We start from the raw sequence: 16586 nt of genomic DNA, 5'->3' as shown, positions 1-16586 counted from the left end.
ATCCGACAGCCAGAAGAAAAAATGCCAGTCAGGCTTAACTGACTGGCATTAGGCCAATTGGCCCGTTTTTTTATGGATGCATTTCTCAATAACGGCGCGATTGATCGCGCATCTGAACCGCGTTTACATGGTGCGATTCATCGTGCCGCGACAGCAGATGTAAAAAAGGAAGCTCATTAGCTTCCTTTTTTTGGGCCTTAGTAGACGTCACGCAGATAGCGCTTATCTTTCTTCAACTGGTCAATGTAAGCCGCTGCACGTTCGCTAGAGAGTCCACCAAACTGGCGCACCACTTCATACAGCGCTGCATCCACATCTTTCGCCATGCGCGAAGCATCGCCACAAACATAGAAGTACGCGCCATCCTGCAGCCAGGCATACAGCTCAGCGCCTTTTTCAAGCATACGATTCTGCACGTAGATCTTCTCTTCCTGATCGCGTGAGAATGCCAGGTCGAGATGTGTTAACAGACCGCTTTGCTGCCAGCCATTAAGCTCATCTTCATAAATGTAGTCGTGTTCCTGATGCTGATCGCCGAAAAACAGCCAGTTCTTACCTTCAGCGCCGGTTGACTGGCGTTCCTGCAGGAAGGCACGGAACGGGGCAATACCGGTGCCAGGGCCAACCATAATCAGCGGAGCATTGCCGTTAGCCGGCACGCGGAACGCTTTGTTTGGCGAAATAAAGATCGCTGGCTTCTCGCCACGGCGCACGCGCTCAGCCAGGTAGGTTGAACATACGCCTTTACGCTCACGGCCACCGCTGTGATAGCGCACGGAAGCAATCGTCAGGTGCACCTGATTCGGATGCGTTTTGGAGCTGGAAGAGATGGAGTACGCACGGTGCTGCAACGGACGCAGCATCGCCACGAACTCTGGTACAGACAGAGTGCGCTTCAGCTCAAGCTGCAGCAGATCCAGTGTGTCTTTGCCCCACAGCCAGTTAGCCAGAGTGTCTTTATCGTCGTGCTGCAATACGTGCAGCAGTTCCTGGTTGGCAGTGTGCTGGCCTACCCACTCAATCAGCTTGCGCGATGGCTCGGAGATCTCAAACTGATAGGTCAGCAGATCGCCGAGGTTACGATCAAAGCTTGGCACCGGAGTTTCATAGTCCGCTTTCAGTTCGCTCAACAGCAGGCTAACCAACTCAGCATCGTTCACTGGGATAACACCCAGCGCATCACCGGCTTCATACTTCAGACCGCTGTCGGTCAAATCGAATTCGAAGTGACGAATATCTTTCGCCGAAGATTCACCTGACAGACGTTTATTGGTTGCCAACGCCGCTGCGTAAGGGTTTTGCTTGTTGCTGCCAGGGATGACAGGGGCTTCTGGCGCGCTCTCTAATACCGTGCCACTGCTGCCCGCACTGGCGGCAAATTGTGGCATTGCATCGCCAATCCATGCACTCGACGGCTCTTCGAAGTCGATATCGCAGTCGATGCGGTCAAAGACGCGTTTTGCACCCAGCTGTTCCAGACGCATATCGAAGAATTTACCTGCTTGGCAGAAGCCATCGTAACCGGTATCACCAATCGCCAGGATGGCAAAGTGCATCTGCTCCAGGCGTGGCGCGGTGCTGGCAGAGAGTGCCTGCCAGAACAGCTGTGCGTTGTCCGGCATTTCGCCTTCACCGTAGGTGGAGGTGACAATCAGCACATGACGCATGGTCGCGAACACGTCCAGGTCCACTTCACCCAGAGCCTGAACCACAGGCACCAAGCCTTTGGCTCGTGCCGCTTTAGCCGCGGTTTGTGCCAGCGCTTCTGCGTTGCCGGTTTGTGAACCGAACAGAATGTGCAGCTGAGTATTGGTGGTGCCACCGGCGGCAGGTGCCGTCTGCTTATCTTCTAATACCAACAGGCGCGAGTGGAGACCGGCGAGAAAACCCGCCAGCCAGTATTTCTGTTCGCCGTTAAATGGCGCATCTTCAGGAATGTAAGGAATCTTCATGGATATCTGTACTCAAACCCGTTTCGTGATGTTCAGTCAATATACACACATTCATTGGTGCTGCTATCAGGAAAGTTTCCCGACAGCAGCGGCGATTTCTGGCAGTGCAGCACGCGCAAACAGCTCTTCGAAATCAGGCAGATGGCCGAGCACCTCGCGGTTACGGGCATCCTGATAAATGATCCAGCCATAAGTTGCCAGGCTGTCCATCGAGCGAATGTTGCGTTGCGTCAGTGCCGCTTTGTAATCGGACATACGTTTTGCCGCGATCAGGCTAGCCAATTCGTCATCGCTGTAGCTTTCAATCGCTGAACGAGCATGACGTTGCAGTTTGCTCACCAGCGCGAAGTCTTCCGTCATCAGCAAATTGCGTACCGCTTTTTCAACCGCAGGGTCTTCAACGGCGGTGCCTTTTGGCAGTTTGCCGAGTGCAAGTTGCTGCGCAAAGCTCAGTACGGTGTAGTTGTTGAGCAACACGAACATTTCCGCTGTATCCGTCGCACCGTAAGCCGGTACGGCGCCATCCGCAATGGTTTTACCCGTGCGCCAGGCCGCTTTGAATTTGGCAACCTGATGTGCAGCCAGTGAGGTTGACAGCTCTTCCAGCAGATCCTTACGTGATTTCGCTTTTAGGATCTCGCCACCATCTTGATACAGCAGCAGTGAACGCGGCATCACGTAGACAAAGTGGTGGCACTCGGTTTCCCAATTCTCCAGCAGCCAGGCTGCGCGCGGCGAGTTAGTGGCTTCCAGGTGCCAGTTCAGCATGGTCAGCACGGCTTGCTTGTGAACCTGCGCCAATTCATCTTCGTCAGCGATTGAACCGAAAAGCACGGAATCACCCGCTGCGTGTCCTGCCAGTGCGCCGTATGGATCGTACTGGTAAGCAAAGCCACCGCTCATGCCGTTGCCGAAACCTTTACCAAAGGTGCCGAGGTTCAGAATTGCGCCATTGGTCATGTATTCGCAGCAGAAATCGCCGACACCTTCGACGACTGCGGTTGCACCGGAGTTACGAACCGCGAAACGGTCGCCCGCCTGGCCTTGTACGAACAAACGGCCGCCGGTCGCACCAAACAGCGCGAAGTTACCGATCAGCACGTTGCCGTCGCTGTCTTGAGCGCCGCCACCCGGTGACATCACCACCAGCTCGCCACCGCACTGACCTTTACCTACGCCATCGTTACAGGTGCCGTAGTGCTTCATCTGCATACCATCGTTGCAGAAGGCACCGAATGACTGACCGGCAGAACCGCTGGTGTGGATATTCACCGTGCGCGGTGCCAGATAATGACGGCCGCGATCGTCTTTGAACACCGCTGGCAGTGCAGCACGTTGTTCAGCAGACAGTTCGTGGTTGAGCATGCGCTCGATGTCGATGGCCAACTGGCCGCCCACGCTCTTGTTACGGTTGTTCAGGGTAATGCCTGCGCCGAGCGCGATATCGCGGCTCGCCTGGTCGATCAGCTGTGTTTTCAGCTCTTCAACCCAGCCATCATCCAGCTCAAAATCTTTTTCCAGATAGACCGGCTTCGCGATTTTCTGCTCTGGCACCACGGTCAACATCGCACGCAGATCCAGCTTGCCGACTTCCAGTGGATGATCCATCAGGTGCAGCAGGTCAGAACGGCCACGTGCTTCGCGCAGTGAACGCAGGCCGAGGCGTGCGAGAAATTCACGCACTTCTTGCGCTACATTAACGAAGTACTGTGCCAGTTGACGCGGATCGCCATCAAAGGCTTCGGCGTTGGTGGTTAAACCGGCCGGGCATTTAACGTTACAGTTTTTCGCCATTACGCATTTCAGCATCATCAGCGCAGTGGTGCCGAACTCGAAGCTGTCGCCACCGAGCAGGGCAGATTTGATCACATCGCTACCGGTTTGTTGTGCACCGGAGCAACGCAGCTGCACTTTGTCACGCAGGCCATTCGCGCACAGCGCCTGATGCACTTCCGCGATACCGATTTCGGCAACGCGTCCGGTGTATTTCAGGCTGGTGACCGAGGCCGCACCGGTACCACCGGTGTTACCTGCCACGTTAATGACGTCTGCGCCAGCTTTTGCCACGCCCACCGCGATGGTACCGATGCCTTCTGAAGACACCAGTTTCACGATAACGCGCACGCGCGCTGCCTTACAGTCGTGGATCAGCTGCGCCAAATCCTCGATGGAGTAGGTATCGTGGTGCGGTGGGGGTGAAACCAACTCAACACCCGGCGTACCGCCACGCGCGGCGGCGATCTCCACGGTCACTTTCGGTGCAGGCAGCTGTCCGCCTTCACCTGGTTTCGCGCCCTGACCGATTTTGATCTCCAGCTCTTCCAGCATCGGATCGGCCAGATAAGCCGCCCACACGCCGAATCGGCCTGACGCCAACTGCTTAATGCGTGACGCGCGGATGGTGCCGTGACGGGAATAGTGCTCGCCACCTTCACCACAGTTACTCATGCCGCCGACCATGTTAGTGCCGTGCGCTACCGCTTCATGTGCAGGTGCCACCAACGCACCGTGGCTCATCGCACCTGAGGCGAAAGTACGGGTAATTTCGTGTGCCGGCTGGATCTCTTCGAGTGGCAGCGAAGGCAATGCGGTAAAGATCAGTGACAGATAATCTGCCGCTTTACCGTAAGCGGTGATGTGCAATACACCGCCGGCCACGCTGCTGCTTTCGATGTCGTCGCTAAAGCGGGTTTTCAGTGCACGTGCCAGCGCTTCCAGACGTTCATCTTCTGGCTTCAGGCCCGCGATGGAATCAATCAGGCGCAGCTCGAACTGGTTCAGGCTGCCTTCCACCGCTTCACACTTCAATCCACGGGTAGCAAAACCGTTGTTGACCAGTGAGTAACGGCCGAGTTTACGACCAAACTCCGCTTCGCTATCAACGTGGGTCAAATCACACGGCAGCGCGAGGATGTCACGCAGCGCAGCAGGACGACGTTTACGCTCGGCGTGCATCAGGCTAGAGAATTGGCGGTAATCCGGCGTGATCGCCAGTGAGTCAATGACCTCGTTCGGGATGCGTTCGAAGCTACTGTCTTTGAATGCGTCAGCTTTAATGCTGAAGGCATTGTCCAGTTTGGCCAGCGTCATCAGACGGATGAAATTGTCCTCTTCGCGTGCTTTGTCCGCGAAGCGAATCGGCTGTTCCGTCATATCAATAAAGGTACGCACGGCGATGGTGCCGTAAGAGTGACCTGCACCTTCCGCACGCTCTTTGAACAAGCCGAGCAGTGGCACTTCTGCCTCGCCCTGGATTTTCAGCGCACTCTGATGCCAGTCAACCGCCATCTGAGCGATTGCCGGGAAGCCCGCGCCACCCACAGGGGTTTTGATATTCGGGAAGTACTTCTTCAGAACCGGATCGTCGGTATTCAGGAAGTTAGGTTCAAAGAATTCACCACAGCTGTAGCTCTCAACGGTACAGAGACCCACTTTACCCATGGTCTTCATCAAGGCTTTTTCGGCGGCTTTGGCATAGCGTTTGAAGGCTTTGTTACCTTCTTCGCCTTCGCCATATTTCTCTTCCGCGCGCATCTGTACGCCCAGCGGGTAAACCGCTGACGCACCAAAGCCTAAAGTGGCTGCAATGTGGTGAGAGGAGATACTCTGGCCGCTTTCTACCACCAGAGAAACATCCAGACGCAGACCTTCCTGCACCAAACGCTGGTTGATGGCAGAGACCATCAGCAGCATAGGAATCGCCGCGTGAGTTGAAGAGATGTGGCGGTCGGTGATTACCGCAATGCCGCCCTGCTGGCGTGCGAAATCCACGACCTGCTGTGCAAGATTATCAATGGCGTTTTCCAGCGCTTTGGCGTTGGCGGCACGGCTGACGATATCTTTGCCGATGACCGGCTCATACAGCATCTCGAAACGCGCATAAGGTGCGACGGTTTGCTCACGCAGACGCAGCATATCGAGGTGTGTCAGGATCGGCGTTGGCACGATAACCTGCTGACCTTTGCTGCGGCCAAGGTGCGGTTTTGCACCCAGTGCCACGCGCAGCGTCATGCCGTCCGCTTCGCGGATAGAATCCAGCGGCGGGTTGGTGACCTGAGCAAAGCGTTGTGAGAAGTAGTGCGCCATGCCGCCTTCGTGGTCGGACAGGCCATTGATGGCGTTGCCGTAACCCATCGCCGAGATCTTCTCAGCGCCGGTTTGCAGCATCGGGTCCATCATGAATTTGAAGCTTTCCTGGTTGTAGTAGTACGCCACAAAACGCTGATAGGTTTTGAGGTCGCCACGATAGCGAAGCGGTGAGCCCAGCTGCTCTGCCTGAATCTCCGGCAGATCGTGCAGGTCCACGCGAGCCGCGCTCAGCAGTGAAAGGTAATCTTTCTCTGCTGCCAGTTTTTCCAGCGCTTCCACCGTGGTGTAAGAGCGTTTTTCTTTGTGATCGTAATAGAGCATGCCGCCCGCTTCGATACGGCCACGACGCAGTACGCTTTCCGGTGGGAAGGCAATCTGACCCGCTTCTGACATCGCACCGATGTATTCAGCGGTTTCGACAGAACGCAATGGGCGCAGACCCAGGCGGTCAAGGCGTGCCCCGATCACTTCGCCATTACCGAAGATCAACGCTGCCGGGCCATCGTTCTTCTCTTCATACAGAGAGAAGTACTCCAGCATGGCGCGCACTTCATTTGACAGTGAGGTGTCGTTTTCCCACGCTGGTGGCATCATTGAGACGACGGCGTTGATCAGGTCGAGGTTATCTTCCATCAAACGGCTATGAATGCTTTGGTCCAGACGCGAGCTGTCGGACTGGCCTTTCGGACGCACGATTTTCTTACCGCGCGCCAGCATCAGCGCCGCTTCAGCGATACGGTTCTTACGGTCGGTGTTCAATTCACCATTGTGCGCCATCAGACGGAACGGCTGTGCCATGGTGGTGTGCGGATCGGTGTTGGTCGAGAAGCGGGTATGGAAGAACAGCCCGCGCACCTGATGATCGGCATCGGTCAAATCTTTGAAGTACGGAATCACTTCATTAGAGTTCAGGCGTGCTTTAAATACCTGAGTGCGTGAAGAGAGCGACAGCGGATAGAGACCGCCGAATTCGCTTTCAGTAAAGGCACGCGCTTCGATGTCCAGCAGCGCACGATAGATGTGGCGCTCGAACTCGAGTTGTTCGGTGACTTCCTGCGGAGCCGCAAAGATCCACTGCACAATCGGCAGCTGGAATTGCAGAGCGGCTGGACGCGTCACGCTGCTGTCCAGCGGCATATCACGCTTCATCAGCACAGGGAAGTTATGGGCAGCGAGGGTTTCTTCCACCAGACGCTCAGCGTTCGCGCGAAGCTCGGCATCTTTTGGCACGAAGAAGTTACCGACGCCAAAGCGACCGGCTTCCAGCGGTTGGCCGGTGACTTTACGGAAGAAGTTCAGAGAAAGGTCGACGTTGACACCTGCGCCATCGCCCACGCCCTCAGCAGACATGCCGCCACGGTGCGGTACCGTGCACAGTGCGCTATGGGCCATCTGCAGGATCTCATGGGTCTGCTCGCCGTCCTTACGGGTAATAAACCCAACACCACAGCTATCACTACCGGCTGAGGGATCATACAAACCATAGGGATGAGGTTTTTGAGTGGACATTGAGGGTCTCCTTAAACTGCTTTTGACATTACCTGCATTATTTCAAGCACAGAGCACCGCTGCGTGCTGTATCAAATTCGTTTTCGCCGCTTAAACGCGGACGTCGCAATACCGAGCAAAGGCTCTCAAGAGAGTATGGTCTCGTCCTTGATGAGCTGCTCTTACTTCCGGTCTCTTACGGGAGATAACTTGCATCCAGAGGGAGTTTCTTGCTGCATAGATATGCCGAGACACAGTCCCGACTGGAAAGCATCCAGCGGAATTCCAACTTATCGGGAAAGCGAACTCAGGTCAAATAGCCAGCTTTGTTGCGGTTAATCGGCTGTTTTACCAATTAACACTATGATTATGAACAATTTATTACGTAAATAACTGTCAATCTGACGATTCTGATTCCCCTATGAAGTGTGAGCCGTCTCACTGTGAGGTACGCCTCAGATATCTAATCAATGCTGAATAACTGCATTCCATCAGCATAAAATTCTGTTGGGGCGGTTTCACGCACAGCATGTATCTGTTTTTCTTATGGCGTCATATTTGAATCAAAATAGGGCTGTCATTAGTAAAATTAATCAAGCTGATTGTGAGTAAAATGGCGCTAAAGTTGAATGAATATGCAATAACAAGACGCAACCATCAGATGAAATGGCTGCCGGGAGGCAGAATAGCACGGGATGTGACAAAAGGGTCGCAAAAGCGCGGCCCTCCAGATTATTCAGTTGGCAGATTTAGTCAAGCGCTTTACGCATAACGACGCGAACATCGGCGAAAAGGCGCTGCGATGCACCATAATGAGGCAAAGTCAGCAGGCAATGACACGCTGAGTCGGCGCAGTGCCGCGATAATTACGCTATCATGAGCCAGATTTCGTTCAGGGAGCTCGTGATGAAACAGATTCGTCTTTTAGCGCAGTACTACGTTGATTTGATGGTCAAGCTTGGGCTGGTGCGTTTCTCACTACTGTTAGCTTCAGCACTGGTGGTGCTGGCGATGGTGGTGCAGATGGCGGTCACCATGGTACTGCGTGGCCATGTTGAGAGTATCGATGTGGTGCGATCGGTGTTCTTTGGTCTCTTAATCACGCCCTGGGCCGTCTATTTTCTCTCGGTGGTGGTTGATCAGCTGGAAGAGTCTCGCCAGCGCCTGACAAAGCTGGTCGATAAGCTGGAAGAGATGCGCACACGCGATCTTGAACTTAATCAGCAAATGAAAGAGACCATCGCTCAGCTGAATCAGGAAATTAACGATCGTATCAAAGCGGAGCAGGCCCGCGAGCAGGTGATGGATAAACTGCGCGAAGAGATGGCGCGTCGTGAACAGGCGCAAATCGAGCTGGAACAGCAATCCTCTTTCTTACGCTCCTTCCTCGATGCCTCACCGGACTTGGTATTCTATCGCAACATCGACAAGCAGTTCTCGGGCTGTAACCGTGCGATGGAGTTGCTAACCGGCATGAGCGAGAAGCAACTGATTGGCCTGACGCCGCGCGACATTTACGATGAAGATGCCGCCTCCAAGGTGCTGGAGACGGATGAAAAGGTATTCCGCCATAACGTCTCCCTGACGTACGAACAGTGGCTGCAATATCCTGATGGGCGCAAAGCCTGCTTCGAAATCCGCAAAGTGCCTTACTACGATCGCGTCGGTAAACGCAGCGGCCTGATGGGCTTTGGTCGCGATATTACTGAGCGTAAGCGTTATCAGGACGCGCTGGAGAATGCCAGCCGTGAGAAGACCACCTTTATTTCAACCATCAGCCATGAACTGCGCACGCCGCTGAATGGCATTGTCGGCTTGAGCCGCATTCTGCTGGACACCGATCTCAATCAGGAACAAGTGAAGTACCTGAAAACCATCCATGTCTCGGCCATCACGCTTGGCAACATCTTTAATGACGTGATTGAAGTGGACAAAATTGAGCGCCGCAAAGTGCAGCTGGATAATCAGCCACTCGACTTCACCGGTTTCCTGGCCGATCTGGAAAACCTCTCCGGGTTACTGGCGCAGCCGAAAGGACTGAAGTTCGTGATGGCGCCAGAGCTGCCATTGCCGCACATCATCTCTGCTGACGGCACGCGCCTGCGTCAAATTTTATGGAACCTGATCGGTAACGCGGTGAAATTCACCCAGCAGGGTGAGATTGTGGTGCGGGTCGCCTATCACCAGGACGAAACGCTGCGCTTTGAAGTGCAGGATTCTGGCATGGGAATTCCGCAGGAAGAGCAGGACAAGATCTTCGCCATGTATTACCAGGTAAAAGATCAGCACGGCGGAAAACCCGCCACCGGTACCGGTATTGGTTTGGCGGTTTCTCGGCGTCTGGCACAGGCGATGGGCGGCGATATTAGCGTGAGTAGTGCGCCGGGGCAGGGCTCATGCTTTGTGGTCGAGATAAATGCACCTCGTGTGGCCGATGAGGTGGAAGACGAAGATCTCGACGACAGCATGCCACTGCCGGCGCTGCACGTATTACTGGTTGAAGATATTGAACTGAACGTCATTGTGGCGCGCTCGGTACTGGAGAAACTGGGATGCAGTGTGGAAGTGGCGATGACCGGCACTGAAGCGCTGGCGATGTTTGATCCGCAGGAATTTGATCTGGTGTTGCTGGATATTCAACTGCCGGATATGACCGGACTGGATGTGTCGCGCGCTATTCACCAACGCCATGCTGGCATGGCGCTGCCGCCGCTGGTGGCACTGACCGCCAACGTGCTGAAAGATAAAAAAGAGTATCTCGACGCCGGTATGGATGATGTGCTGAGTAAACCGCTGGCGGTGCCGGCCTTAACGGCGATGATTAAAAAGTTCTGGGATTACCAGGGCGAACCGGAAGAAGAGATTCAGACGTCCTCAGACGTACACTCGCGCATGCTGCTCGATGTGGAGATGCTGGAACAGTATATCGAATTGGTCGGCCCAGGATTGATTACACAAAGCCTGACGATGTTTGAACAGATGATGCCGGGCTATCTCGACGTGCTGGATTCCAACATGATGGCGCGCGATCAAAAAGGGATTGCGGAAGAAGGGCATAAAATTAAGGGTGCTGCGGGCTCAGTAGGACTGTTGAATCTGCAGAAACTGGCGAAACAGATGCAGTCACCGGAACTGCCAGCATGGTGGGACAACGTGCAGGAGTGGATCGACGAAGTAAAACATGAGTGGCTGCATGACGTTAACGTGTTACGCGAGTGGGTAGCTGAAAGGGAAAAATCTTCGGACGCCAGAAAAAAATGACACCAGTCGAAACTGGGGTGCGAGAATACTGCGCCAACACCAGGGAAATGGGTACTGCTGCTATCGTTAGAAGTAGAATAGATCAGCAACAGTATGGTATTGGTTAACGCTTCGAAATCACCTTAACAAATTCGCCAACGCTTGTGACAAGATTCATTAAATTGTGTGAAGTTGAGCAGCGATTAAATACAGAAAACATTAATTTGCTGACACAGTCAAGCAAGGAATTAATTTCTTTGCCGTATTGCACTATTTTTGACCAATTGTTCTGCTTTTTGCCTGAATTTCCTTCAGCCTGAAGCAGGAAAAGCCTGACAGCTGCACTGAAATTCCTAATCAGTCGAAAAATCAGAGTTGATTGAACTTAACATGCTGATATTAGGTAACAAATAAGGTAGTTCTGGTGGGTTATCCAAAACGTTTTGGAAACCCTCTGCTGAAAGTTCCAGTTTAAGCTTTTGCGGTGCAATGTAAACCAAACGGAAGGCTAAATCCTTTACCATTGTCAGGGCTAATCATGATGATGTTGACGCGATTTCAGCCACGTTTATTGAAACGGCTGCGCTCATCAGTGCGCTTATTCAAACGCTTTGAAATTTTATTGTTAAGTATTGTGAAAGTTTAAACGTGATCTTTATCACTTTGTATGAAGTATCCGATTGTAAGGGTTTTGCTGGGTTTTTCACCATGGAACCGATTCCCTCATGATGGAAGTGCTTGATGTGATTGGCTCTAATAGAGGAACGATGATGACGCAGGTAATAACTTCATCTCTAACTTTCACGGGATAAGCGGTAAAGTTTTGCCCAGGATTACAGGTAATCAAAATTGTGACCGGGGTGATTGATTAATGCAGGGAACAGGTAAGAGAAAATTGCATGAGTAAGAGTAAAGGGAAAATGGGGCAACGCCTTAAAGTGCTGATTGCTAAAGTGCTGCTTGCGTGGTTGGGAATTTGGCTGGCAGGCATCGTGATCTTTGCCTTTTTACCAGTGCCGTTTTCTGCGGTGATGGTGGAGCGTCAACTGGGCGCCTGGTTGAGTGGTCGGTTCGACTATGTGGCGCACTCCGATTGGGTCAGCATGGATGAGATTTCTCCGTGGATGGCGCTGGCCGTGATCGCTTCTGAAGATCAAAAATTTCCGGAGCACTGGGGCTTTGATGTCGATGCGATACAAAAAGTATTGGATAACGATGGCTCAGAACAGATGCGTGGTGCCTCAACGCTGTCGCAGCAGACCGCAAAAAACCTGTTCTTATGGGATGGCCGCAGCTGGGTGCGAAAAGGGCTGGAAGCCGGTTTAACCGTTGGACTCGAAACCGTGTGGACCAAACGCCGCATTCTGACGGTATATTTGAATATTGCGGAGTTTGGCAACGGCGTGTTTGGTGTGGAAGAGGCTTCACAGCGCTACTTCCACAAACCAGCCAGTCGTCTGACGATTTCTGAAGCGGCGCTGCTGGCGGCTGTACTACCAAACCCGATTCGCTTCCGCGCTGATGCACCTTCCGGGTATATACGAATGCGCCAGCAGTGGATAATACGCCAGATGCGTCAGTTAGGTGGGGAAGGTTTCCTCGCGCGTTACAAATTGCATTAACAGCAATTAGTCTTCGTCAAACCCGGCTTCAAACAGCTCAATCACCGCAGCCAGCGCCTCGACTTCCTGCGGACCGCTGGCTTCAATCTCGATATGGCCGCCTTTCGCGGAGTCGAGCATCAACAGCGCAATCACGCTGCTGGCTTCGGCTTCCGTACCGGCTTCATTGCGCAGTAGTACCTCTGCGTCAAAACTCTGCACCAACTCGAACAGTTTCATTGCCGGGCGCGCATGCATGCCCAGCTTATTGCGAATCTCAACGACTTGCTTCACGGTCATGATTTACGTTTTTCCAGAGTGCGATGACGAGACTGCACATTTTTGCCGCGTGAACGGAAATAATCTGCCAGCTGTTCGGCGATGTAAACCGAACGGTGTTTACCCCCGGTACAGCCAATCGCGACCGTTAGATAGCTGCGGTTGTTGGTTTCCAGCATCGGCAACCACAGCTCCAGATAGCTGCGCGTCTGGTAAATGAAGTTATGTACTTCAGTGTGGCGGTCGAGGAAAGCCGCAACAGGACGATCAAGCCCGGTCATCGGACGCAGCTTGGGATCCCAGTGCGGGTTTGGCAGGAAACGCACATCGAAGACGTAATCGGCATCAATGGGAATGCCGTGTTTGAAGCCGAAGGACTCAAACACCATGGTCAGCTCACGCTCACGTTTTCCTGACAGGCGCGTACGCAGCATTTCAGCCAACTCATGGACCGACATTTCGGAAGTATCAATGATCAGGTCTGCCCGCGAACGCAAAGGCTCAAGCAGGTCACTCTCTTCATCAATCGCGCTTTCAAGTGACAGGTTTTTACTGGAGAGCGGATGGATGCGGCGAGTATCGCTGTAACGCCGTATCAGCGTGTTGCGATCGGCGTCCAGGAACAGTAACTGTGGTGAAAACGAATCCGGCAGATTGTTGAGCGCCGTTTCAAACACCTCCGGCGATTCAGGCATGTTGCGCACATCAATGCTGACGGCCGCCGAAATATTGCGCTCTGTTAGGGTGTTCGCTAATTCCGGTAGCAGCACCACGGGTAGATTATCGACACAGTAAAATCCCATGTCTTCCAGGGCACGCAGTGCGACCGATTTTCCTGAGCCTGACCGACCGCTAACGATCATCAGCACCATCACATTTCTCCCGTTTTAAACCGACGAATAGGCCGGTAAATGTGTCTGTCGCTTAAGAGTGTTCTTCCTGAGCTTCTGTGATAATGGCATAGAGTTCTTCATCACTCTGTGCCGCACGCAAACGGCGGCAGACGGTTTTGTCTGCCAGACGTTTAGCGACCAGCGACAGCGTATGCAAATGGGTTTTGCACTGGTCTGCAGGCACCAGCAGAGCAAACAGCAGATCAACCGGCTGATTGTCCACGGCGTCAAAGGCGATCGGTTGGTCGAGGCTGATAAATACGCCAACGGCGCGCAGCGTATCCTCCTCCAGCTTGCCATGCGGAATGGCGATACCGTTGCCAATGCCAGTACTGCCCATACGTTCGCGAGTCAGAATGGCTTCAAATAGTGTCTGGTGCGGCAGATTGAGCTGCTTCGCTGCCAGCTCGCTGATAATTTCCAGCGCGCGTTTTTTACTCTGGCAGTGTACGCCGCTACGGGTACAGTCCAGTGAGAGGACCGAGCTCAATTCCAGTGTCAGATCGTTGTTCATCATCGTTTCACTTGCGAGTTCACATAGCCGCAAGGTTAACGCCATTCATAACACAATGGCGAGTCTCCCGTTGGCGCTTGCGCAGATGACAAAACGGGGCGGTTAACCCGCCCCATTTGCGCTCTGAGTGCCGAATCGGTCAGCACTCTGCAAGCATGAAGGTTAGTGTTTTTTCAGTTTGTCTTTGTGTTTGGTCAGCTGACGGGAAAGCTTGTCGATTAACCCGTCGATGGCCGCGTACATGTCTTCCGCTTCCCCTGTGGCGTGCAGCTCTCCGCCGTTGACGTGCAGTGTTGCTTCCGCAATCTGCGTCACCTTCTCCACTTTCAGAACAATATAAACCTGATTGATACGATCAAAGTAGTGTTCCAGTTTGGCAAATTTGCTATTTACAAATTCGCGCAGCGGTTCAGTGATTTCAACATTCAGTCCGGTCAGGTTTAGCTGCATAGGTCTTCCTTCTTCGTTCGGTCAAACCAACTGCTTACGCTGGTTTGATGGCGGTATAGATAAAGACTCGCGATATTTAGCAACCGTACGTCGCGCCACCATGATGCCCTGATCGGATAACATGGAGGTGAGTTTGCTGTCGCTCAAGGGTTTTGCGGGGTTCTCCGCGGAGATCAATTTCTTCACCAGGGCACGGATCGCCGTGGAAGAGGCTTCGCCACCGCCTTCGGTATTCACATGGCTGGAGAAAAAATATTTTAATTCAAAGATGCCACGCGGGCTGTGCAGGTACTTTTGCGTGGTCACACGGGAAATGGTGGATTCATGCATGTCCACGGCCTGGGCGATATCTGCCAGCACCATCGGCCGCATGTATTCCTCGCCCTGTTCAAAGAACGCCTGCTGCTGCTCGACAATACAACGCGTCACTTTGAGCAGTGTGTCGTTGCGGCTTTCGAGGCTTTTAATCAGCCATTTGGCTTCCTGCAAATTACTGCGAATGAATTGGCTGTCGCTGTCGTTACGTGCGGAACCGCCCATCGCGGCGTAATGTTGATTGATCTTCAGGCGCGGCAAGCTGTCTGAATTCAATTCAACGGTCCAGCGCTTACTGGTTTTACGCACCAGTACATCAGGAATCACATACTCTGGTTCGCTGGTGTTGATCGATTGGCCGGGACGGGGATCGAGTGACTGAATCAGCAGCATCGCGTCTTTCAGCACTTCTTCCTTGAGGCGTGTTACACGCATCAGGCTGCGAAAATCGTGGTTGGCCAGCAGATCCAGATGTTCACTGACGATCAACCGCGCTTCTGCCAGCATTGGCGCATCGGCAGCGTATTGTGAAAGTTGCACCAGCAAGCAGTCACGTAGATCACGTGCACCGACACCGACAGGATCAAAGCGCTGAACACGCTTCAGCACCGCTTCAACCTCTTCCAGCGTCAGCTCTTCATCACCAATGCTGTCGCAGATGTCCTGGACGGAAACGGTGAGATAGCCCGTGTCATCAATGGCGTCGACAATTGAAGTGGCAATCGCGCGGTCGGTATCCGTAAACGGCGTGAGCTCCACTTGCCACATCAGGTAGTCCTGCAGTGACTGGGTGGTTTCACCTTGATAAACCGGCAGCTCATCATCCTGGTAATCGGTACCCGTGCCAGAAGGCGTTCCCGCGGTGTAGATTTCATCCCAGGTGGCGTCGAGTGGAAGCTCCTCGGGCATCTCTTTCTGTTCGAGGGCTTCACGTGTGTCTAACGAGTCGCTCTCCTGATGCTCACGTGAATCGACTTCTTCATGCAGATCGGTTTGCTCAAGCAGCGGATTGCTTTCCAGCGCCAGTTGCAGTTCCTGCTGGAGTTCAAGCGTAGAGAGTTGCAGCAGACGAATGGCCTGCTGCAACTGTGGGGTCATCGCCAGCTGTTGGCTGAGCCTGAGTTGCAAACCTTGCTTCATAATTCTGCTTGAATTTCCTAAGCAAATGTCGTGAATAACGACACCTTATCAGAGTCTGAACTCTTCGCCCAAATAAACCCGTTTAACCTGCTCATCTGCAAGAATTTCATCCGGCGTGCCATGCGCGATCAGATGTCCCTGGCTCACGATGTAAGCACGTTCGCACACCGCAAGCGTTTCACGCACGTTGTGATCGGTGATCAACACGCCAAGACCGCTATCGCGTAGGTGTTCGATGATTTTTTTGATATCGATGACTGAGATCGGGTCAACACCGGCAAATGGTTCATCCAGCAGGATAAATTTGGGGTTGGCTGCCAGAGCGCGAGCGATTTCAACACGGCGGCGTTCACCACCGGAAAGCGCCTGCCCCATGCTGTCACGCAGATGCTCAATGTGGAACTCTTCCATCAACTCATTGGCACGATCCTGACGCTGCTCTTCCGTTAAATCATCGCGGATTTGCAACACCGCCATCAGATTGTCGAACACGCTTAGACGGCGGAAGATTGACGCTTCCTGCGGCAGAGAGCCAATTCCCCGGCGCGCTCGCGCATTCAGCGGCAAAATACTGATAACTTCGTCAGCGATCACGATGCGGCCTGCATCACGCGGCACAATCCCG

10 protein-coding genes are annotated in these 16586 nt (G+C 53.4%); 2 read left to right on the top strand and 8 right to left on the bottom strand.

Annotated features, from left to right (window positions below; genetic code table 11):
- Positions 1-197: 197 nt before the first annotated feature.
- A complete protein-coding gene (locus tag RT340_RS14470) occupies positions 198-1952 on the bottom strand; it encodes a sulfite reductase subunit alpha (protein WP_313376708.1) in 1755 nt (584 codons plus the stop codon).
- A 66-nt stretch (positions 1953-2018) separates the two neighbouring features.
- Positions 2019-7550, bottom strand: a complete 5532-nt coding sequence (locus RT340_RS14465) for a glutamate synthase-related protein (RefSeq protein WP_211729313.1) — start codon at positions 7548-7550, stop codon at positions 2019-2021.
- A gap of 885 nt (positions 7551-8435) precedes the next feature.
- Between RT340_RS14465 and arcB the strand changes: the two genes are divergently transcribed.
- Together arcB and mtgA are read left to right on the top strand one after the other, a co-directional pair.
- On the top strand, positions 8436-10790 hold the full coding sequence (gene arcB, locus RT340_RS14460) for an aerobic respiration two-component sensor histidine kinase ArcB (RefSeq protein ID WP_313376705.1): 2355 nt from the start codon (positions 8436-8438) through the stop codon (positions 10788-10790).
- Positions 10791-11668: 878 nt separating this feature from the next.
- Positions 11669-12391: a monofunctional biosynthetic peptidoglycan transglycosylase gene (mtgA, locus tag RT340_RS14455; protein WP_211729315.1), complete on the top strand. Its 723-nt coding sequence runs from the start codon at positions 11669-11671 to the stop codon at positions 12389-12391.
- A 6-nt stretch (positions 12392-12397) separates the two neighbouring features.
- On the opposite strand, the gene npr is transcribed toward mtgA, so the two are convergent.
- The 6 genes from npr to lptB form a co-directional block, all read right to left on the bottom strand.
- Positions 12398-12670 carry a PTS phosphocarrier protein NPr gene (gene npr / locus RT340_RS14450; protein WP_034826632.1) on the bottom strand — a complete coding sequence of 91 codons (273 nt, stop codon included), beginning with the start codon at positions 12668-12670 and terminating at the stop codon, positions 12398-12400.
- Positions 12667-13521 (bottom strand): RNase adapter RapZ, encoded by an 855-nt coding sequence (gene rapZ / locus RT340_RS14445; RefSeq protein ID WP_038649498.1) that lies wholly within the window; start codon positions 13519-13521, stop codon positions 12667-12669. The genes npr and rapZ overlap by 4 nt, the downstream gene beginning before the upstream one ends.
- Before the next feature lie 52 nt (positions 13522-13573).
- Complete coding sequence (ptsN, locus tag RT340_RS14440; RefSeq protein WP_176505766.1) at positions 13574-14056, bottom strand: PTS IIA-like nitrogen regulatory protein PtsN; 483 nt, start codon at positions 14054-14056, stop codon at positions 13574-13576.
- A 162-nt stretch (positions 14057-14218) separates the two neighbouring features.
- Positions 14219-14506: a ribosome hibernation promoting factor gene (gene hpf / locus RT340_RS14435; protein ID WP_034826627.1), complete on the bottom strand. Its 288-nt coding sequence runs from the start codon at positions 14504-14506 to the stop codon at positions 14219-14221.
- Between the two features lie 21 nt (positions 14507-14527).
- Positions 14528-15961 carry an RNA polymerase factor sigma-54 gene (rpoN, locus tag RT340_RS14430; RefSeq protein WP_034826625.1) on the bottom strand — a complete coding sequence of 478 codons (1434 nt, stop codon included), beginning with the start codon at positions 15959-15961 and terminating at the stop codon, positions 14528-14530.
- Between the two features lie 48 nt (positions 15962-16009).
- Positions 16010-16586 (bottom strand): LPS export ABC transporter ATP-binding protein (lptB, locus tag RT340_RS14425; protein ID WP_313376699.1); only part of this gene is annotated, 577 nt, incomplete at its 5' end.

It is taken from the genome of Pantoea sp. CTOTU50773, assembly GCF_032082325.1.
Lineage (GTDB): Bacteria > Pseudomonadota > Gammaproteobacteria > Enterobacterales > Enterobacteriaceae > Pantoea > Pantoea communis.
This window is presented reverse-complemented; position numbering and strand designations above follow the sequence as displayed.